18 protein-coding genes are annotated in these 21,232 nt (G+C 34.4%); 4 read left to right on the top strand and 14 right to left on the bottom strand.

Annotation, left to right across the window (positions count from 1 at the left end; translation table 11 throughout):
- Nucleotides 1-56 precede the first annotated feature (56 nt).
- Genes PBT91_RS10885 through PBT91_RS10875 form a run of 3 tightly spaced genes read right to left on the bottom strand, consistent with a single transcriptional unit; the run spans nucleotide 57 to nucleotide 2,576 of the window.
- Nucleotides 57-1,370: a cryptochrome/photolyase family protein gene (locus PBT91_RS10885; protein ID WP_270058494.1), complete on the bottom strand. Its 1,314-nt coding sequence runs from the start codon at nucleotides 1,368-1,370 to the stop codon at nucleotides 57-59.
- Nucleotides 1,370-2,068 carry an SDR family NAD(P)-dependent oxidoreductase gene (locus PBT91_RS10880; protein ID WP_270058493.1) on the bottom strand — a complete coding sequence of 233 codons (699 nt, stop codon included), beginning with the start codon at nucleotides 2,066-2,068 and terminating at the stop codon, nucleotides 1,370-1,372. Before PBT91_RS10880 ends, PBT91_RS10885 begins: the two co-directional genes overlap by 1 nt.
- Before the next feature lies 1 nt (nucleotide 2,069).
- Nucleotides 2,070-2,576 (bottom strand): SRPBCC family protein, encoded by a 507-nt coding sequence (locus PBT91_RS10875; RefSeq protein ID WP_270058492.1) that lies wholly within the window; start codon nucleotides 2,574-2,576, stop codon nucleotides 2,070-2,072.
- A 168-nt stretch (nucleotides 2,577-2,744) separates the two neighbouring features.
- Here PBT91_RS10875 and PBT91_RS10870 point away from each other — a divergent pair, with 168 nt between their 5' ends.
- Nucleotides 2,745-3,590 (top strand): DUF2911 domain-containing protein, encoded by an 846-nt coding sequence (locus PBT91_RS10870; protein ID WP_270058491.1) that lies wholly within the window; start codon nucleotides 2,745-2,747, stop codon nucleotides 3,588-3,590.
- A 77-nt stretch (nucleotides 3,591-3,667) separates the two neighbouring features.
- Here the strand turns inward: PBT91_RS10870 and PBT91_RS10865 are convergent, their stop codons facing one another.
- The 5 genes from PBT91_RS10865 to PBT91_RS10845 all read right to left on the bottom strand — a co-directional run bounded on the left by PBT91_RS10865 (nucleotide 3,668) and on the right by PBT91_RS10845 (nucleotide 10,141).
- Nucleotides 3,668-4,639 (bottom strand): Gfo/Idh/MocA family protein, encoded by a 972-nt coding sequence (locus tag PBT91_RS10865; RefSeq protein ID WP_270058490.1) that lies wholly within the window; start codon nucleotides 4,637-4,639, stop codon nucleotides 3,668-3,670.
- A 2-nt stretch (nucleotides 4,640-4,641) separates the two neighbouring features.
- Nucleotides 4,642-6,333 (bottom strand): sodium:solute symporter, encoded by a 1,692-nt coding sequence (locus PBT91_RS10860; RefSeq protein ID WP_270058489.1) that lies wholly within the window; start codon nucleotides 6,331-6,333, stop codon nucleotides 4,642-4,644.
- 111 nt (nucleotides 6,334-6,444) lie between these two features.
- Complete coding sequence (locus PBT91_RS10855; RefSeq protein WP_270058488.1) at nucleotides 6,445-8,937, bottom strand: PIG-L family deacetylase; 2,493 nt, start codon at nucleotides 8,935-8,937, stop codon at nucleotides 6,445-6,447.
- 99 nt (nucleotides 8,938-9,036) lie between these two features.
- A complete protein-coding gene (locus PBT91_RS10850) occupies nucleotides 9,037-9,576 on the bottom strand; it encodes a mechanosensitive ion channel domain-containing protein (protein ID WP_270058487.1) in 540 nt (179 codons plus the stop codon).
- A 1-nt stretch (nucleotide 9,577) separates the two neighbouring features.
- Complete coding sequence (locus PBT91_RS10845) at nucleotides 9,578-10,141, bottom strand: hypothetical protein (protein ID WP_270058486.1); 564 nt, start codon at nucleotides 10,139-10,141, stop codon at nucleotides 9,578-9,580.
- Between the two features lie 16 nt (nucleotides 10,142-10,157).
- On the opposite strand from PBT91_RS10845, the gene PBT91_RS10840 reads away from it, so the two are divergent.
- Nucleotides 10,158-10,547, top strand: a complete 390-nt coding sequence (locus PBT91_RS10840) for a hypothetical protein (protein ID WP_270058485.1) — start codon at nucleotides 10,158-10,160, stop codon at nucleotides 10,545-10,547.
- Here the strand turns inward: PBT91_RS10840 and PBT91_RS10835 are convergent.
- The 4 genes from PBT91_RS10835 to PBT91_RS10820 are packed head-to-tail and all read right to left on the bottom strand — an operon-like array spanning nucleotide 10,501 to nucleotide 13,284.
- Nucleotides 10,501-11,088: a Maf-like protein gene (locus PBT91_RS10835; RefSeq protein ID WP_270058484.1), complete on the bottom strand. Its 588-nt coding sequence runs from the start codon at nucleotides 11,086-11,088 to the stop codon at nucleotides 10,501-10,503. The two genes, PBT91_RS10840 and PBT91_RS10835, sit on opposite strands and share 47 nt — an antisense overlap.
- Nucleotides 11,089-11,092: 4 nt before the next feature.
- On the bottom strand, nucleotides 11,093-12,004 hold the full coding sequence (locus PBT91_RS10830; RefSeq protein WP_270058483.1) for a geranylgeranylglycerol-phosphate geranylgeranyltransferase: 912 nt from the start codon (nucleotides 12,002-12,004) through the stop codon (nucleotides 11,093-11,095).
- 22 nt (nucleotides 12,005-12,026) lie between these two features.
- Nucleotides 12,027-12,539: a KdsC family phosphatase gene (locus PBT91_RS10825; RefSeq protein WP_270058482.1), complete on the bottom strand. Its 513-nt coding sequence runs from the start codon at nucleotides 12,537-12,539 to the stop codon at nucleotides 12,027-12,029.
- Nucleotides 12,523-13,284: a Rossmann-like and DUF2520 domain-containing protein gene (locus PBT91_RS10820; RefSeq protein ID WP_270058481.1), complete on the bottom strand. Its 762-nt coding sequence runs from the start codon at nucleotides 13,282-13,284 to the stop codon at nucleotides 12,523-12,525. The genes PBT91_RS10825 and PBT91_RS10820 overlap by 17 nt, the downstream gene beginning before the upstream one ends.
- Nucleotides 13,285-13,412: 128 nt before the next feature.
- On the opposite strand from PBT91_RS10820, the gene ccsA reads away from it, so the two are divergent.
- On the top strand, nucleotides 13,413-16,607 hold the full coding sequence (ccsA, locus tag PBT91_RS10815; protein WP_270058480.1) for a cytochrome c biogenesis protein: 3,195 nt from the start codon (nucleotides 13,413-13,415) through the stop codon (nucleotides 16,605-16,607).
- A gap of 165 nt (nucleotides 16,608-16,772) precedes the next feature.
- Here the strand turns inward: ccsA and fumC are convergent, their stop codons facing one another.
- Nucleotides 16,773-18,170, bottom strand: a complete 1,398-nt coding sequence (gene fumC / locus PBT91_RS10810) for a class II fumarate hydratase (protein ID WP_270058479.1) — start codon at nucleotides 18,168-18,170, stop codon at nucleotides 16,773-16,775.
- Between the two features lie 187 nt (nucleotides 18,171-18,357).
- Between fumC and PBT91_RS10805 the strand changes: the two genes are divergently transcribed.
- On the top strand, nucleotides 18,358-18,537 hold the full coding sequence (locus PBT91_RS10805; RefSeq protein ID WP_270061455.1) for a hypothetical protein: 180 nt from the start codon (nucleotides 18,358-18,360) through the stop codon (nucleotides 18,535-18,537).
- 61 nt (nucleotides 18,538-18,598) lie between these two features.
- On the opposite strand, the gene PBT91_RS10800 is transcribed toward PBT91_RS10805, so the two are convergent.
- Entirely contained in the window at nucleotides 18,599-21,124 is a 2,526-nt protein-coding gene (locus PBT91_RS10800) for an outer membrane beta-barrel protein (RefSeq protein WP_270058478.1), read from the bottom strand.
- Nucleotides 21,125-21,232: the final 108 nt, after the last annotated feature.

Raw genomic sequence — 21,232 nt, 5'->3', positions numbered from 1 at the left:
GCAACTTTAATAAAAGTTGCCCTAGTCATTTAGCAATTATTCAATTTAACTAACAACTAACTATTACTAACTGCTTCTTTATAAGTTGAAAGCGCTCGCTCTCTAGCTTCTTTATGGTCTACCATTTTTTCAGGGTAATCTTCGGTATTATATTCTTCCACCCATTCTTTAATGTATTTTTCATCTTTATCAAATTTTTCAATTTGGGTAGTAGGATTAAAAATCCTGAAATAGGGGACAGCATCTACACCACTACCGGCAACCCATTGCCAATTTCCTACGTTAGAAGACATTTCGTAATCCAGTAATTTTTTAGCAAAATAAGCTTCTCCCCATCGCCAATCGATAAGCAAATGTTTGCAGAGAAAACTTCCAACCAACATTCTAACCCTATTATGCATAAAACCAGACTTGTTAAGTTGGCGCATACCGGCATCAACTAAGGGATAGCCGGTTTTACCTGTTTTCCATTTTTCAAATTCATCTTCGTTATTTCTCCAGTTAATTTTATCGTACTTCTTTTTAAAAGCATCGGTAACTGTGGAAGGATTGTGATATAAAACCTGCATAAAAAACTCGCGCCATACCAATTCCTGTAAAAAAGTCTTATTCTTTTCGTTATTAGCTTTCTTCACCATTTTTCTAACGCTTACCGTACCAAATCTTAGATGTGCTCCCAATCGGCTTGTGCCATCCTTAGAAGGTGTATTTCTGGTATTTTCATATTGCTGAATAAGCGTTGGTGTAGTATCAAAATCGGGCACTTTTAAAGATGATTTTTTAAATCCGATATCACTAAGGCTTAAATTAGGTAATCTTGTATTTTGAATAAGATTATCTAAAAACTGGCTAGTATAATGAATCTTTAGATCCATCTCTTTGAATTGCTGCATCCAGGTTTTCATATAAGGAGTGTATACCACATAAGGATCACCGTCACCTTTTACCACTTCATCCTTTTCGAAAATTACCTGATCTTTAAAAGTTTCGAAATCTATGTCATGATCTTCCAATAACTGTTCAATTTCTTCATCACGGTCTTTAGCATATGGCTCGTAATCACGATTGGTAAATACTTTACCAATTTGGTAATCTTTTAGAAGTTGCTTATATATTTCTGATGGTTTGCCATGAAACATCGCAATAGACGAATTGTAATTATCCTGAAGCTCACTTCGCATTTTCTGCAGCGTATCGAAAATAAAAGTGACTCGCGCATCATCTTCATGTAAATTATCTAAAATTTCAGAATCAAAAATAAAGATTGGCAAAACAGGATTATCGCTTTTTAAAGCTGCTAAAAATCCAACATTATCATCCAATCGTAAATCTCTTCTGAACCAAAATATATTTACTTTTTCTTTACCCATTACGAAATGTTTAGCGTTGAAAGTCCGCCGTCAACTCCAATTATTTGTCCAGTCATCCAGCTACTGTCATCGCTCAATAAAAAGGTAGCTATGCTCGCGATATCATTTGTAGTTCCCACTCTTTTAAGCGGGTGTCTATCGCTCATCTTTTCTTTTTTCTTATCGTTATTTAAGAGTTTTTGGGCTAGAGGGGTGTCGGTTAAAGAAGGAGCAATTACGTTTACTCTTAGATTAGGTGCATATTCTGCAGCTAAAGATTTTGCAAAACCTTCAACAGCCCCTTTCGCCGCAGCCACGCTAGTATGGAATGGCATGCCTACTTTTACTGCAACGGTACTAAAGAAAACAAGACTTGCTTTATCAGCTTCTTTCAATTTGGGTATCAATGCATTTACAACATTAATTAAACCAAAGAAATTGAGTTGCATTTCTTCTTCAAAATCTTTGGTTTTTAGCATTTTAAAAGGTTTAAGATTGATGCTTCCGGGACAGTAAACAAGTCCGTCTAACTTCTCAGGTAGATCCAAAGAAGAAATATCATCTTTTAAAACATCAAATTCTAAATGAGTAATCTCTAATTCTTCAGAGTCACCTTTGTTTCTTGAGGCGATAAAAATATGATCATCCTTGTAAAGCTTTTTTGCGATTTCAAATCCTATTCCTGTAGAACCTCCTATAAGCAGAATATTCTTTTTCATATTAGTTTAGTATATCTTGTTTTAGCGTCGCATCATTATCTTTATGTGGAGCTTTATATTCACCAAAAAGCTCTACCAATTTTTTTTTACGATATTCGAATATTTCCTGGAGTTTGGGCTTAACCATAAATGGATGCGCCAAGTCACCCAATTTGCCCATCGGTAATTTATAATCTACGATATCTTCCATTTCTACACCACCTTCTATTTCTTTAATAAAATGTTTGTGATGCCACAATGCGTAGGGACCAAATCGTTGTTCATCTACAAAATACTCACCATCTTTAACATGGGTTATTTCGGTTACCCATTTGGTTTTAATTCCTGCAATAGGTGTAACAACATACTGGATTATCTGTCCTTCGAACATCGGGCGGTCGCCACCAGAAGTGATATCGAACCCCATGTAATCTGGTGTAATTACTTTAAGGTTTTTAGGATCAGATAAAAATTCCCAAGCTTTTTGTTTAGAAATAGGTAATTTTTGAAAGGTATGGATCTGGTGCATTTCGTAGCAATTTTTTTTTTGTTGGAATAAAACTACGATTAGAAATGTTTAATTAAAAATGATTAAAGTTAAACAAATTGTAAATGATCTGAATTTTACTAAAATTTAAAATTCAGAATCATTAAATTTAAATTGTCTTTATCTTTAGCAAAACTAAAAACTATAAGCATGAAAAAAGTACTACAATTATTCATTTTATTTTTAGGAGTGTCGGTTTTTGCACAGATCCAGGCGCCTAAGCCAAGTCCTTCTGCAAAAGTAGAGCAGATGGTAGGTTTAACAACCGTAACTTTAGATTATTCGCGTCCTGCAATGCGAGGTAGGACGATCTTTGGCGATCTTGTACCTTACGGAGAAATCTGGAGAACCGGAGCAAATGAAAATACAGTAATCAGTTTCTCTGATGATATAAAAATTCAGGGTAAAACTTTAAAAGCTGGAAAATATTCTATTTATACCATCCCTAATAAAGAGACTTGGGAAGTAATGTTTTATAAAACAACCAATAACTGGGGAAATCCACAAACTTGGGACGATAACATGGTGGCCTTAAAAGCAAAAGCGGATGTTGTAGAGATGCCAGAGGGAATGCAGATGCAAAGTTTTACTATTTTAATTGATGAGCTGACTAATGATGGTGCAAATCTAAATTTCTTGTGGGAAAATACTATTGCTTTTTTAGAATTTTCAGTTCCTACGGAGGAAAAAACCATGGCCAGTATCGATAAAGTGATGAATGGTCCAGGCGGTGCGGACTACTTTGCTGCCGCATATTATTACCACGATGCAGGAAAGGATTTAAACAAAGCCTGGAATTGGATTACTAAAGCTACTGAAGCTAATCCTAATGCTTACTGGATGCTAAGAAAAAAATCATTGATAGCCGCAGATCTTGGTAAAAAAGACGAAGCCATTGAAGCTGCTAAAAAATCTTTGGCTGCTGCTGAAAAAGCCGGAAACAAAGATTACATTAAAATGAATAAAGATTCCTTGAAAGAATGGGGAGCTAAGTAATTGATTTCTTATTTTTTGTGCACTAAAAAAGCTGATCGAGAGACCAGCTTTTTATTTTTTTTACAAGGATGATATTATTAATATTTTAAACCTATTTTTTCCCGAACGCTATCTAGCATTTCTATAAGTTCTAAACTTTTTGCAAAAGTCATTTCTGTACTTTCTTTCCTGCCTTCCAAAAGCATTTTTCCTACGTGTTCTGCTTCAAAGTTATATCCGTTAGCAGTTACGCCAAACTCTTTGGTAAAGTTTTCGGTAGGTGTGGTAATTACTACTGAACTTGGATTGTGAAATCTGGGTTTTATATAAATTTCAGCTTTTTCTAGCTTTATGGTTGCGGCAACATCAGTTTCTTTATCAACAAAACTATAAAGTTCAGCTTTTACGTTTTCAGGATAAATGAAAGTTGCATGACATCTGGCATCAACACCGGTATCGGCCATTTTAGCTGTTGCTTTTATTTTTTCTGGTTTACCTAAAAAACTTAAGGCAGCAAAAATTGGATAAATACCAATATCCAACAAACTACCACCCCCCAAAGACTTATTATAGATTCTACTTTCAGCATCAAAAGGCGCATCAAAGCCAAAATCGGCTTCCATAGATAGTACTTTACCGTACTTTCCAGATTTTATTATTTCCGCAGTGTATTGAAAATGTGGAAGAAAATGTGTCCACATCGCTTCCATCAAAAAGGTGTCTTGTTTTTGTGCAAAATCGATCATTTCTTTTACCTGATTTTTATTCATAGCAAAAGGTTTTTCACATAAGACTGCCTTTTTATGTTTTAGGCAAAGTAACGTATGCTCGTTATGAAATACATGAGGTGTCGCTACATAAACAGCGTCTACTTCAGTATCGTTTAGCATTTCTTCATAGCTTCCGTAGGCTTTATCGGCACCCATTTCTTTAGAAAAGTCTTTAGCTTTATCCAAGGATCTACTGGCAACAGCATAAAGATTGGCATTAGATACATGTGTAAGGCCAAGAGCAAACTTTTTAGCAATTTTACCCGGACCCAAAATAGCCCAGTTAATTTTTTTACTCATCGTTAAGCAGATTTAGGTTTTAAAAATATGGTTTGGATTATCAGCGCTATTGAAATTACTAATAAACACCCTAATACATTTAGCCATAAGTAAGGAAGGATATCTAAAAAGTAAACGGCGATAACCATTAGTTGAGTAATTATTGCAGAAATAAAAACGGCATTGCTTTTAACGTATTTGATGAAAAAAGCCAATAAAAATATTCCTAGTACATTGCCATAAAAAATGGAACCAATAATATTTACAAGTTGAATTAAATTATCAAAAAGATTAGCAAAACTAGCAAATAAGATGGCTAATACACCCCACATGAACGTGAACCATTTTGAAGCTTTTAGATAATGATTTTCGTCTTTCTCTGTTTTGATATTTCTACGGTAAAGATCTATTGTCGTTGTCGATGCCAGGGCATTAAGCTCTGAAGCTGTAGAGGACATAGCGGCGCATAAAATCACTGCCAATAGCAAGCCAATAACTCCGCGCGGTAAATTATTTAAGATGAAGTGAATAAAAACATAGTCTTTATCATTACTCTCTGCATCACTTTTGGCCGCATCGATAAACATTTTCGCTTTTTCACGATTTTCAAATTCTTTTGTAGTTAAAGCTGAAAGTTGATCTTTGAACTGCTGATTCTGGATATCTGAAATTTGATCTATTTCAGCATAATTAAAAGTAAGTTTTTGCTTTTGCTCTAAGAGTTCTCGGTGATTAACCATTAAATCTTTATACTGTTCTGCATAATCTGAATCTAAAACAGCTTCGGTTGCCGCAGGGTTAAAGTTAAGTGGTGTATCATTAAATTGGTAAAAAACAAAAACCATTACTCCAACTAACAAAATAAAAAATTGTAAGGGTACTTTAAGTAGACCGTTAAACACCATTCCAAGCTGACTCTCCCTTATGCTTTTTCCAGAAAGATAGCGCTGTACCTGGCTTTGATCGGTTCCAAAATACGATAACGATAAAAACGTTCCACCGATAATTCCACTCCAAAATGTATAACGGTTATCAAAATCGAATGAAAAATCTAATACATTCATTTTGCCTTCGCTACCGGCAATTTCTAAGGCTTTGGTGAACGTAATATTTTCTGGTAAATAATGTAGAATAATAAAAAAAGTAGCAATCATCCCCGTTAAGATAACTGCCATTTGTTGTTTTTGAGTTACACTAACGGCTTTTGTTCCGCCAGAGACCGTATAAATAATAACCAATATCCCTATTAAGAAGGTAAGTGTTGTAAGGTCCCAACCTAAGACCGCAGATAAAATTATTGCCGGCGCAAAAATGGTGAGCCCTGCTGCTAAACCTCTTTGGATTAAAAATAATAGGGCAGTTAAGATTCTTGTTTTCTGGTCGAATCTGGATTCTAAATATTCGTATGCAGTATATACTTTTAAGCGATGATAAATCGGGATAAAAACCACGCAAATAATCACGATGGCTATAGGTAATCCAAAATAAATCTGAACAAAGCCCATCCCATCATTAAAAGCCTGACCTGGTGTAGATAAAAAAGTGATAGCACTAGCTTGAGTGGCCATCACCGATAAACCAATCGTCCACCATTGTGCATCACCCCCGCCTTTTATATAATCTTGTACATTCTTGCTGCCGCGCGATTTGTAAACACCATACCAAACAATAGAACTTATGGTAACTATTAAAATTATCCAGTCAATTAATTGCATGTTAGGCGAAAGATTTCATTATAAAATAAAATACAATAATATAAATTGCATTAACGATAAGCACGGCGCTATATCGCATTTTCCATTCGTATTTTTCTGGCTTTTCTTCCATTATTTTCCTAAAGAAAGCAAGTTAGCAAAAAGGCGATACGATCCAGCAACTCCTGCAGGAAATTGTCGAAAGAAACTTAAGCCGGTATATACATAATAACCTTTACCGTATTTGGCAACTAAAAGGCTACCTTCAGTAGTTTGTTCATTTTTATCGTGCATAGCTAAAACAGTACTATAATTGTCGTCCCAACTGTGTGGGAAATATAAACCGCGTTCCTGTACCCAGCCGTCAAAATCGTTTTTGGTAATTTTATTGGGAAAGTTTAAAACTGGCGAATCTTGGTTAACAAAATTTACTTCAGCATCTTCTTCGGTTATGCGATCGTAGGATAACTTGAAAGGGAAAGGTCCAATTTGGTTTACAGTTATTCCGCGATCCTTATTGTATTGAGCAATAAGTGTTCCACCATTTTCAACATACTTTAGTAGCTCATCATTTTTATAGCGAAGTTCTTCAAGAACATTGTAAGCTCTTACTCCGGTAACAACAGCGTCATATTTTGCTAAAGATTCCGCAGTAATTGTTGCAGGGTTAAGAACACTCACTTTATATCCAATTTGGCGTAAACTTTCTGGAACAACATCACCTGCACCGGTGATATATGCAATATTTTCTCCTTTTTTCTGAAGTTTGATTTTGGCTAATTTCAGTTTAGAAGGAATTACTAAAGTTTGCGCAGGGATATGAGGATAGTTAATTGTAATTATATCGTCTTCATAGGTTTTTCCTGTAGTTTCAAACTCAGGATTCACCCAAATCTCACTTTGTTCTGAAGGTGGTGTGATTTTAAAAGTATACGTGCTACTGCTTCCTTTTTGCGGAAGATTTACCGTTTCAGATTTAGGCGATATTTGCCATCCTGAAGGTAAATTTAAGTTTAAAGTGCCATTGATATTATCTTTTTTAGCCGTTACTTTTACCTGGATATTTTTACTTTCCTGATTTGGAAAAAGAACTATATCGTCCAGAAAACTTACGGAAACTGGAGGTATAATTTCAAAATTCTCATAACGTTCTCCCGTTACATTATCATTATATTTATAAACGATATCTTTTACAAATGGAATAGAAGTACCATTTATATCAATTTTAAACGAAACGGTAGCGGTGTGTGGAGTTCCTGGTTTCCCAATTAATTTTTGGTTATCTACACGATACATTCCCACTGTTCCTTTTTTATTTAACCAGTATGGTGAAGTGTAGGGTGCATCCTCTGGAACTTTATCTTCGAAAGATTTTTTCCAATCTTCGTTATCAAGAAGAACAGCATTAATTTCTTCAACTCGATTTTGTGGATTTAAAACGATCGATTTTAATTCAATTTTGGCATCGCTACGATTTATCGCCTCAATATTAATTTTAATCTGATCGTCTGGCGAAGCAAATTCTGAGTTTGTGATGGCTTCCATGTAAAGGCCGGCGCAAGCTTCGATAATTTCTTTAATTTCTTCAGATTTAATCTCTTTCCAATGCTCATCTTCTAAATTCTGAATTAACGTGTAAGCTTCTAAAAGCTGTGGTAAACTCGCAGAAGGATTCGTGAAATTAAAATTTCTCTGAACATTGCTTAAAATTTCTCCGATTTCCGCTCCGCCTTCCACGCGACTCCAAGTAGTATTAATTCCTGAAAAAATATCTTCTCTTGAATTTGGTTGAGATCCTTTTATCAATTCTAAATATTCCATTTGTTTACCACGAGAGCCCGTGCTCCCAAAACCCTGAGATTGGTGCTGGCTACGGCTAAGCGAAGCAATTTCTGGATTAGAAAGCCCTTTCAGCGGAAAATAAACGCCGGTATCAAAAGCTAAATATTTCTCGTCATTTGTTGCCTCTTTAAAAGCTTCCTGACTGTCGAAAAACCAAGAAGACGTATTGAAAAATAATCGTTCAGGCTGCCAGGTATTCGTATACCTTAATTGTTCAGAATAAATAGAGTTATTTTTAGCAATATCAAATGCCTCTACACTAAGTATAGCAGAAGCAGTATGGTGACCGTGTGTGGTTCCTGGGGTACGATGGTCAAAACGATTAATAATCACATCTGGTTTAAAATTTCTAATAATCCAAACCACATCTGCTAAGACTTTATCCTTATTCCAGGTTTCTAAAGTTTCTTCAGGATTTTTAGAATATCCAAAATCATTAGCGCGACTAAAAAATTGTATCCCACCATCGATACGGCGAGCTGCAAGTAATTCCTGAGTTCTAATTAGGCCTAATTGCTCCCTAATTTCGGGGCCTATAAGATTTTGGCCACCATCACCACGAGTTAATGAAAGGTAGGCAGTTCTTGCATGTTTTTCGTTAGAAAAGTAAGAGATAAGCCGTGTATTTTCATCATCGGGATGAGCAGCTAAATATAAAACTGAACCAAGGAAATTCAATTTTTCTATTTTCTCATAAATTTCTGAAGCGCTTAGCTTCTCTGGTGCTTGGGCTGATATTCTTAAATTTAGTAATAGTATAAGAAGTAATAGGAGTCTGCGCATTGTTATGCCTGGTTTAAAACAAAACCAAATATAAAATTTTTACAGGCTTCATTAGACGAAATTGCGGGATTTTAATCTAAAATGTAGTATTTAAGTATCTTAAAGCGCATTTTTGCCTTCATCTAAAAATACATCTTTCTGAATTAGAGAAACCGCTTTTTGAAGAATGAGGTTATTAGGATAGGTAATTAATTCGCCATCGTCGGTCCGCAGATGAAGATGAAATGCTTTTATATCTTCGATTACCGCTTCAATCGGCATGTCTTTATCGTGTATTTTAATTTTATCGCCTATTTTATAGGGGAAGTTAAAAAACATGATGATTCCTGAAGTAATGTTGCTTAAAATAGACCAAATTGCGAATAAAGCAACGCCTAATACAGCAAAGACTGAAGAGAAAACTAAAGCCAGATCCCGAAGATCCATACCCCAAACAAGAGCCATTAAAAAAACGGCCAATATCACTATAAGAATATTGATATAGCGAAACATTAAACGAATTCTTGTGATGTGAATTTCTCCTTTATTCCCTATACGTTGTGCTGTTTTTTTAAGAATAAGATTAATAACCAGCAACAATACGACCATTAAGCCTGTATAGATGAGTTGGGAGGAATAAGCAATTTCAAGAATCTTCATTTTACAATCCTAATTTTTCGCGCAAAGATACATCATTCTTGCTGTTTTTGTTCCAATAGTCAATTTTTAGACGTTTATTTTTTATAGCTTTAGTAGTTAGCATTTTTGCATTTACTCCGCTTCCGGAAGGTGTGATTTCTTCCCATTTTTCAATCTCAAAGGGGAACTCTTCTTTAAAGAAGATTTTTAAAGTGCGATTTAATTTTGGATATTGTAGTGTATAAATTTCTAACGAATCCTGTTTAGATCTTTTTGCATTTACCTTATAGGATTTTGTTTCTCTATGATCTAACTGCAAATACTCAAAAGAGGGAATCATTTCTAATGCTCCAATAGGTAATTCTTCAGGATTTAAACGAATAAGATTCCAGATTTCATTTTCTAAAAATGTCTTCGGAATATTGAAATGTTTATCGGCCGGGTTTTCGAAATAAGAATTTAATTGAATTTCAAAATTTGTGCGATTGTTAAGCTGAATAAATTGCTGTCCACACCATTCCTGGATCGAGGAAGAAATTTTTGTAGCGTGACCTTCTTTGTGCAAAGGATAAAAGCTACTTTCCATAATTGAGTATGGATAAATGCCTGTGATAAATTTTTTAGTACTGTTTAATTTTAAAACCGGGAATGTTCTTTCTGAAGCTTCGTTGGCTTTTACCTGCTCTTCGGGTAAAAAATCTTCTTTTACAAAGATTTTTACAGCAGATCCTTCTCGTAGTTCTCCATATCGCGCCTGTGTTAATTTATACGAAGTAACTTCAGCAGTGCCATCAAACCAATATTCTTTAAATTCAGAAGATAATTTGCGTTCTTGTGGTGGCTCAGGAATTTTATTGCAGTTTGTAAATACAACGCATAGCAGAAAAATACTTGTATATCTAATTTTAGCGATTTTCTTTAATTTTCTTTTAAAATTAAAGAAAATTACGCAGATGCCAATTCGGTTAAAATTTTATAGACTAAATGCGTAGGTAAGCCCACCACGTTAAAATAGCTTCCTTCGATATGTGTGATGCCAATAAATCCAATCCATTCCTGAATCGCATAAGCGCCGGCTTTATCGAAAGGTTTGTAATTGGTAACATAAAAATTTATTTCTTCTTCAGAAAGTTCTTTAAAAGTCACCTTTGTTGAAGAATGTACTATCTTTTGAGTTTTTATGGTAGTAAAACAAACAGAGGTTTCTACACTATGTGTTTTTCCTGAAAGTGATGCGATCATTTGTTTGGCTTCGGCTGTATCTTTAGGTTTGCCCATTGCAATACCTTCATTACTTACAATGGTATCACTGGTGATTAAAATCTGATTTGCCTTTAAATCATTAAAAGCTTCTGCCTTAAGTTTAGCCAAATAATCGGTAATTTCAGTGCCTTCTAGATCTTGAGGATAAACTTCGTTCACCGGGCGAACATCAGCTTTAAAGGGAATATGTAAATCTTTAAAAAACTGTTGTCTTCTAGGAGAACCTGAGGCTAAAATAATCTCTTTATTTTTTAAAATTTCCTTCAGCATAAAATTAAGATATTAAGTATTCTGGAAAGCCCAAGGACAATAATCCAAAAAATAACATACATTTTAAAATAAGGCTAAATTTTGCGTAATCTTTCTTTGTTTTAGCTTTTAAAACTCCTGCGAGAATAGCAAGTAATGGCGCTATTATAAAAACCAAGGCGTAAACAACTGCTTTGGTGTTTTTATATAAATCTTCACTTAAAAAAATGATGCTTGAAACAAAAAGAATAAAACAAAATACAAAAACTACCGCATTGGTTCTTTTTTGGCCAATAAGTAAGGGCAGCGTGTTACTTTGTACTTTATAATCTCCATTTATATCTTGTTGATCTTTAATAATTTCTCGTAGAAAATTTATAAGGATAGCATAGAAAGAATAGTACGCCAGGATGTTAAAAATGAATCGCTGATTTACAATATTATTAGTATTTATTGCTGGATATAAATCAAAAATTACCGGTAGTAATACTACAATCCCTACCAGTAAGCTAATCACTAGATTTCCTGCAATTGCAATATGTTTTAAATAGGTTGCATAAAAATAAAGTAGGGCAGAGGTAAATATAAAAATAGCCGAAAAAGACGGTTTTTCAATCACGTTTGCGATATAAAAACCAACACCAACACCAATTACATTTAAAGTAAAAAATAGGTTATAAGCCGATTTTTCGCTTATTTTCTCGTGTATTACTAGTCTTTTAGGCGCATTAATGCGATCGGCCTCATAATCTAAAATGTTATTAATCACATACCCAGAAGCAGCAATACATACTACTGCAATAGTGAGTAAAATAAAGTCTAGATTGCTAAGTGTTGTGCTAGCGTCAAATTGCTGAAAAAAGCCAAAGCGTATTAATAATAAACACAAGGCGATAAAAAGCAAATTACCACATCTAATAAGTTTTAAATATGGCATCACTTAAAATCTTTGTCCAAAATCAGTTTTTTTCTATCCATTTTCCCTGTACTTTCATTACTTGTTCGATAACATCACGAACACAACCTTTACCACCTTTTTTGTGAGAAATGTATTTAGAAACCTCTTTAACTTCTGGCACCGCATCTTGTGGGCACGTTGGTAGACCTATCAATTTCATGGGATACATATCGGGTATATCGTCGCCCATGTAAAGTACGTTTTCAGGATTTATATCATAAATATCGAAAAACTCATCTAATTGTTCAACTTTATCGGTAATTCCCAGATAAATATCGGTAATTCCTAAATCTCTAAGACGTATACGAACACCTTCATTTTTTCCGCCAGAAATGATGCAAACCGTGTATCCAGATTTGATCGCCTGTTTTAACGCATAACCATCTTTAATATTCATGCTTCTTAGCAACTGGCCATCTGTAGTAACGTGAACTGAAGCATCTGTAAGCACACCGTCAACATCAAATACGAAAGTATCTATATCGTTTAAATATTCTTTATAATTTTTGTCCATAGGTTTTTATTATCGCTTCAGATATGGTTTTGTATAATTTTTTGTGATCTTCATCTAAATATTGCAAATGTGTTTGCATAGTCTTTTCGTCATTCCGAATGGCAGGTCCTGTTTGTGCTTCTTTTGGAGAAACTGTTTTTATTTTCTGAAAAGTTTCCTGAATAAGTGGTTGTAAAATTTCAAAAGGAATATGGTGTTCTTCGCAAATTTCTGCCGCAGTAGTAAACATAAAATTACTGAAGTTATTAGCAAAAACTGCTGCTAAATGTAAAATCTTACGTTGTTCTGAAGAAATTTCATAAACCGAATTTGAAACACTTAAAGCTAGACTTTTTAATTTTTCTAAATTTTCTGAAGAATTTGCTTCAATATTAATGGGGATTTCAGCAAAATTAACAGCCTTATCCTTTGAAAAACTTTGCAGCGGATAAAAAACTCCATAATTATTAAGATTCTCTAAAACATTCATACTTACCGCGCCAGAAGTATGCAAAACAATCCCTTTTTTTCCTTTTAATTGCGAAGCAATTTCAGCAATAGCATCATCTTTAATAGAAATGATGTAAAAATCTGCCTTCTCTAATTTATTAATTATAGTTGTAATAGCAACTTCAGATTTAAAATTAGCCAATTTTTCTTCATGATGATTAAAAACCTGAATGACCTTTATGTTTTTCGTGGCTTCAAAAACCCTAAATAGGTGATAAGCAAGATTTCCTGCGCCTAGAAGTACAACTTTAATCATTCCGCTAAATTATTAAAAAAACTACGCTAACAAAATTAACATTTGTAGGCAGAGATTGATCTAATTTAAGACTTATTAACTAATTCAAAATCCCTAAATTTGCAGCCATTTCAAAAGAGTATATTTTCATGCAGAAAAAAATTGCATCTGTCCTATTTTCCACACGTATCATGGCGGTATTGTTCGTCGTTTTTGCCATCTCCATGGCATTGGGAACATTTATTGAAAACTGGTACAGTATAGAGACTGCACGGTTAATGATTTACAATACCTGGTGGTTTGAAGCTATAATGGTATTTTTTCTTATCAATTTCTTAGGAAATATAAAACGTTACAATCTCCATAAACGCGAAAAATGGTCGTCGCTATTAATTCACCTTTCTTTTATATTAATTTTAATTGGTGCTTTTGTAACACGTTATATTAGTTATGAAGGAATAATGCCCATTCGCGAAGGAGAAACCACTAATAAATTTCTTTCAGAAAAGACCTTTTTTACCTTTTTTATTGACGGAGAGATTGATGGTGAACCAAGACGAAGAGTACTACAGGAACCGGTTCTTTTTGGTCCAGAATACGATAATGATTATGTGCTTAATACAGATTATAACGGGCAGCCGGTAAAATTTGAGCTTACTAATTTTATTCATGGAGCAGAAGAGAAGTTGGTTGAAAATCCAAACGGTGATAATTATCTAAAAATAGTTGAAGCCGGTGGCGGATCTAGACACGATCATTACTTAAAAGAAGGAGAAGTAAGCAGTATTCATAATGTTTTATTTTCCTTAAATAAGGAAACAGAAGGAGCGATTAATATTAGCTTAAATGAGAATGGTGAATATTTTATAAAATCTCCCTTTGAGGCAGATTATATGCGAATGGCCGATCAAAAAAGAGGCAATTTGGTAGCAGACTCTATTCAGCCATTAATGCTTAGATCTCTATACACTATGGGGAATATGCAATTTGTAATTCCAGATCCAGTGGTTATAGGTAATTATGATATTGTAGCAACCCCGCAAAAAAATAAAGAACAGCCAGATGCAGTAAGTCTTAATATTTCCAGTAATGGTGAAACTAAAAAGGTAACCCTAATGGGAGCTAAGGGAATAGCTAGCGAACCAGAAAAAATCTCGGTAGGCGGTCTTGATATTTTTCTTAATTATGGATCTAAAGAAATGGAGCTTCCTTTTTCTTTAAAATTAGAGGACTTTATTGCGAATAAATATCCCGGAACAGAGAATAGTTATTCTTCATTTAAAAGTAAAATTGAAATTATCGAAGATGGAGAAAAGCCTAGACCTTACGAGATTTATATGAATCACGTTTTAGATATACAAGGTTATAGATTTTTCCAATCTGGTTTTGATCCCGATGAACAAGGAACCATACTTTCTGTAAACCACGATTTTTGGGGTACCTGGATTACTTATATAGGATACTTTTTATTGTATTTTGGATTAATGTGGATTCTTTTTGATAAAGGTTCCCGTTTTGGAAATTTAAAAGTAATGCTGGATAAAGTGAAAGCCAAGCAGAAAAAACTGACTTTAATTTTAGCGATTTTTGGAACTACTTTAGGAAGTTTTGCTCAGGAAATGGATGATCATTTGCATGTAGAAACTACAGCGCAACAATTGGATTCTGTGATCATGGCAAACGCGGTGAAAAAAGAGCACGCAGCGAAGTTTGGCCGATTGATTATCCAAGATGCCGGTGGTCGTATGAAGCCTGCCAATACTTTTTCTTCAGAGTTATTGAGAAAGCTTAGTAAAAAAGATGATTATAAAGGACTCAATTCAGATCAGGTTTTTCTTTCCATGAGCGAAAGTCCTTTTTTATGGTACGATATTCCATTAATTTACATAAAAAAGCATAACGACAGTATTCGTCATATTGCCGGTGTGCCAGAAGATAAAGAATATCTGAGTCTGTTAGACTTTATGGATAACGAAGGGAATTATAAGCTATCTCCATTTTTAGGGGAAGCCTATCGTGCTGCAGTTCCCAATCAATTTCAAAAAGATTTTATTGAAGCAGATAAGCGTGTTAATTTACTTTGGCAAACTTTAGACGGAAATATTCTTAGATTATTTCCGATTCCTGGGGACGAGAACAATAAATGGGTTTCGCATAAAGAAGCTCAGGATGCTAATTTAAAAGGAATGGATTCGGTTTATACTCAGCAAATCATTCCTTTATACATGAATGCGTTAAAAATGTCCAGACAAACTGGAGATTATAGCGAAGCTGAAAAGTACCTGGAAAGTATTAAAAATTATCAGCAAAAATATGGTGAAGAAATAATGCCTTCACAAAAGAAAGTTGAAGCTGAAATTTTATATAATAAATACGATATTTTTAGGAATCTGTTCTGGATGTATATGCTGGCAGGTTCTGTAATGCTAATTTTTGTAATTGTTCAGATTTTCAAAAATCAAAAAGCTATTAAATTAATAATCAATGTTTGTACGGTAGCGATAATTATATTGTTTGTATTACACACTGCGGGATTAGGCTTTAGATGGTATATTTCTGGACATGCACCTTGGAGTGATGCCTACGAATCGATGATTTATGTAGGTTGGGCTACGATGTTCTTTGGTTTGGCTTTTGGTAGAAAAAGTAATTTAACAATTGCCTCTACCGCTTTTGTGGCTTCCATGATTTTGATGGTTGCTCACTGGAACTGGATGGATCCCGCTATTGCGAATCTGGTACCAGTATTGGATTCTTATTGGTTAATGATTCATGTATCTGTGATTGTAGGTAGTTACGGTCCATTTACTTTAGGAATGGTTTTAGGAGTAGTCTCATTACTATTAATGATTATGACTACCGAGAATAATAAAAAGAAAATCGAATTAAGTATTCGAGAAATAACGATTATTACTGAAATGGCGCTTACTGTAGGTTTAGTAATGCTAACCATTGGAAACTTTTTAGGAGGACAATGGGCTAATGAAAGTTGGGGACGCTACTGGGGATGGGATCCCAAAGAAACCTGGGCTTTAATAAGCATTATGGTATATGCATTTGTAATCCACATGCGTTTGGTACCTGGATTAAGAGGTAGATGGACATTTAATTTTATGACAGTTGTAGCGTATTCATCAATTATGATGACTTATTTTGGTGTAAATTTTTATTTAACAGGACTTCATTCTTATGCTAGTGGGGATAAAGTTATTACACCTACATTTGTGTATTATGCTTTAATTGTTGTTGCTATTTTAGGTGGAGTTTCCTATTGGAGATATAGTATCCATTATAAGAAAAAAGCTAAGAAAGAAATTAAGGAGCAAAAGGAAGAAAGGATATAGTAGTGTATCCATATTAGAGAAATTAATTGCTCTATTTGATAAGGAATATTTAGTTTTACTTATTGACTAATATTTTCTGAATATATTCAGAATGGATAAATAAAAAAGGCTGTCTCAATTAGAGACAGCCTTTTTTATTTGAAATTATATTTTATGCTGAAGAACCTATTTTAGGCTTCCAACCATATCTTTTGGATTTACCCATTGGTCAAATTCCTCTTCAGTTAAATATCCAAGATTGACCGCCTCTTCTTTAAGCGTAGTTCCATTTTTATGAGCTGTACCCGCAATTTCAGCAGCTTTATAATATCCAATCTTAGTATTTAAAGCCGTTACTAACATTAAAGAATTATTTAAATGCTCCTTAATTCTGGAATGATTTGGTTCGATGCCCTGCGCACAGTTTACATCAAAAGAAACACAAGAATCGCCAATAAGTTCTGCGCTTTGCAATAAGTTTGCTGCCATAACAGGTTTAAAGACATTAAGTTCAAATTGTCCCTGCATACCACCAGCACTAATCGCAACGTCGTTACCAATAACCTGTGCGCAAACCATAGTTAGAGCTTCACACTGCGTTGGATTTACTTTACCAGGCATTATTGAAGAACCAGGCTCGTTAGCAGGAATATTAATTTCACCAATTCCACAACGTGGTCCACTAGCAATCATTCTAATGTCATTTCCTATTTTGTTTAGTGAAACAGCAAGTTGTTTTAATGCAGAGTGTGTTTCAACTAAAGCATCGTGGGCTGCAAGAGCTTCGAATTTATTACTGGCACTTTTAAAAGGTAATCCTGTAAATTCAGCAATTTGATTGGCTACTTTTTCAGCATATCCTTCAGGAGTATTTAATCCTGTTCCAACAGCAGTTCCGCCTAAAGCTAATTCAGCAAGATGAGGAAGGGTATTTTCCAAAGCTTTAATTCCGTAGTCTAATTGCGCAGCATACCCACTAAATTCCTGTCCTAAGGTTAGGGGAGTGGCATCCATAAAATGAGTTCGCCCAATTTTTACTACCTCTTTAAATTCTTCAGATTTTTTCTTTAAAGTATCTCGAAGTTGTTTTACTCCCGGTAGTGTTACTTCGGTAACCTTTTTATATGCAGCAATATGCATTCCGGTAGGAAAAGTATCGTTAGAAGACTGCGATTTATTTACATCGTCATTTGGTTGAAGCGTTTTATCGCCCTCACCTATAGTTTTTCCTGCAATCTGGTGGGCGCGATTGGCTATAACTTCGTTCACATTCATATTTGATTGTGTACCACTACCAGTTTGCCAGATCACTAATGGAAATTGATCATCGTGTTTTCCTTCTAGAATTTCATCACAAACCTTTGCAATAAGATCTCTTTTCTCTTCAGCAAGAACACCTAACTCACAATTAGTATATGCGGCAGCCTTTTTTAAATAAGCAAAACCATAAACAATTTCTAGAGGCATGCTGGATGCCGGTCCTATTTTGAAATTATTGCGAGAACGCTCGGTTTGCGCGCCCCAAAGTTTGTCTGAAGGAACCTGAACTTCCCCCATGGTATCTTTTTCTATTCTATAATCCATAAGTTGAAATATTGATTGTTACACAAATTTAAGGTTTAAAGCACTTTTTAGATATAAAAAAGCTTTAAAATTGGTTGAAAATCGCTGATATTCTGAATTGTTGATAGTATTGTTCAAAAATTCTAAATTAAATTGTGATAAACTTTTTAATGTTTTTATCTTTGTTTTCCAAATACTGATAATTATGATGTTCGAATTCGATCAATTTCTAGGGTTTTTGGCGTTTCTAGGTATCCTTACTATGGGATTTTGGCTAATGATCTTTCTTACTGCGGTGATCGTCCCTTATTGGGTTGGAGGATCTATTATGGATCTGCTAAAAGAAAAGAAAGCTAAAAGAAAAGCTGCCAAAGAACAAAAAGCATAAAAAAAGGGACTTTATAAAGTCCCTTTTTTTATAACCTCTTTTTAAGAAAAGAAGGAGTGTATTAAAACTCCCCTTCCATATCTTCTTCATTTGCATTTTGTCTTCTTTGTTGATTCTTTTGTTGATTGAATCTATAAATCAAAGAAACATTAATTTGTCTTTGTCTCCACTGAAATTCGCTATACTGAGAAAAACTATTGGTAACTGTTGTTCCCTGTCTTTTTCTTGAGTTCAGTAAATCTCTTGCATTAACTGATATTGTAGCATTATCATTAAATATTTCTTTACTAAGCGCAACATCAATAGATAACATACCATCTCTACGACCCTGAATTTCGTCTGTTGGCCCCATATAGAATGCATTTGTTTGCCAATCGATAGACAAGGGGAGATTAACTTTAGAACTAAATCTAGCAAAATAGCTTGTCCCGTCTCTTCCGTAATCTTGACCTTCGTAAACAGCATCTGTAATGTCGAATTTGAAGAAGTTGAAACTTCCGTTTAATCTTAACCAGTCTGCAGGATTGTAAAGTAATCCAAGTTCAGCACCTATTCTATCATTAATACCTAAGTTAATAGGTAAGCTTCGAATAACTTCAACTTCGGTATTATTAGGTCCGGATATCGTGATTTGATCCTGTACTCTTTGAAAAGATTCAGTTTCTCTTTGGAAGTAAACTGAAGAGGTTAGAGTTAATTTTTCCCATCTTTTTAAATATCCTAAGTCGAACGCATTAGAATACGCGGGTTGCAAATTAGGATTCCCCTGAAATATATTCGTTCTACTATCTCTAGATGGAAATGGATTGATAAACCATCCGCGTGGGCGGTTAATCCTTCTATTATATCCTAAAGTAACGTTTTCTTCTTCGCCAAGTTCGTAAATAAAGTTTACCGTTGGGAAAAGTCCTAAATAGGTATTATCAAAATCGGTATTGATTTGGAATCCAAATTCCTCTCTCAATTCTTCTTCAGTTAATTCAGAATCGATTTTTCCTTTTAAATTCGTATTCTCTAAACGAAGTCCTAAAAGAAAGCTGAAGTCACCAAACTTTGACCCATACTGCGAGTAAAGTGCTTGTACATTTTCAGTATAATCAAAAATGTTAGTTTGGTTTTCATTGATGGCAAGAACACCATTTTCGTTTTCCTGGCGAAGTTCGTAATCGGTAACTGTATTTTCAAAATTACCACGGTATCCTGCCTCAAATTGAGAACCTTCACCAATTGGTAGCACGTAATCTGCCTGGATTAAATATTCCTTTTGATCTTCTAAAGTATTGGTTTCTTCTCTAGGAACGTTTACCTCATCTAACTCGGTATTATTATAATTTACGTTTTCAGAAATAAAAGCAGATTTTTCTTCTTTATCGGTTTCAAACTGAAAATCGGCTGTTAATTGGTGTCCTTCATCATTAAACTTATTAATGTAGTTTAACGCAAACTGGTAACTTTCATCTTCTTCAGTTTCAAGTTCAGATCTTGTTGTTCCTAATCGTTCAGCGCCATTCAGGAAATAATCGTTGATGTTTGTGGTAAGATCTTCGTCATCGCCATTTCTATAAAAAATCGAACCTGTTATTGACGATTGATCGTTTATATAATATTCTAATCCAATATTTGTGTTGAATCCTTTATTTTCACGATCCATGTCGCGATCTTCAACGTTACGGTCGTATTTAATATCTTCTAAAAGTGGAATATCTCTTTCCTCAAAATATTCGGTATCAAAAAATCCATTTCCCGGGCTTTCTCTATAACGATAACCAGTAGTATTGAATAAGTTGAATTTATCTGTCCTATAGTTAATATTTGCTGATGCTCCTGCATTTGCAGGATCTCCACCCGTTAAGGTAAGTGAACCGTTGAAACCTAAGGTTTCTTCTTTTCTAAGAATAATATTTAAGATACCTGCGGTACCTTCAGCATCATATCTGGCAGAAGGCGACGTAATTACCTCTACGCGTTCTATAGCATCTGCAGGTAACTGGCTTAATACATCTGTAGATCCAAATCCAGCCATTGCAGACGGCTTACCATTTATTAAGATTTTTACGTTTTCGTTACCTCTTAAGCTAATCCCTCCTTCGATATCAACAGAAACCGAGGGAACATTATTTAAAGCGTCGCTAACTGTACCTCCGGCAGTGGTAAGATCTTTACCAATATTGTATATTTTTTTATCTAATCTTACATCAACCTGAGTAGTTTCGGCTCTAACAACAACTTCATCTAAGTTGGCAGAACTTACTCCTAATGATATAGTTCCCAGATTTAAATCTGCATTAATTGTTCTGTTATTAAATTTTTTGCTTTCGTAGGATATAAATTCAACTATAATATTATAGGTGCCTTGGTTAACATCTATACTAAAATTACCATCTACATCGGTAACCCCTCCCGTAACTTTGCTGGGATCACTAGCGTTTATTACACTTACGGTTGCGTATTCTAAAGGAACTTGTAGTTGATCATCGATAACTTTACCTGTTACCGTATATTCTTTACCCTGTGCAAGGAGGGTAAGATTTAAACTAAGAAAGAATAAAAGCGCTAGGCTTTGTCTAAAATAAAATTTGGCGGTCATTAAAACTTTTTCTTTTAAGACCGCCAATACACAAAAAGGTTTAATTGTCTTTGGTTAAAATTGAGTTAATACAGTTGTTGGTTTATGTTAAATGCAATAGTTAATTAT

It is taken from the genome of Zunongwangia sp. HGR-M22 (genome assembly GCF_027594425.1).
GTDB lineage: Bacteria > Bacteroidota > Bacteroidia > Flavobacteriales > Flavobacteriaceae > Zunongwangia.
The sequence above is the reverse complement of the archived record's forward strand: the minus strand, read 5'-3'. Positions and strand labels throughout refer to the sequence as shown.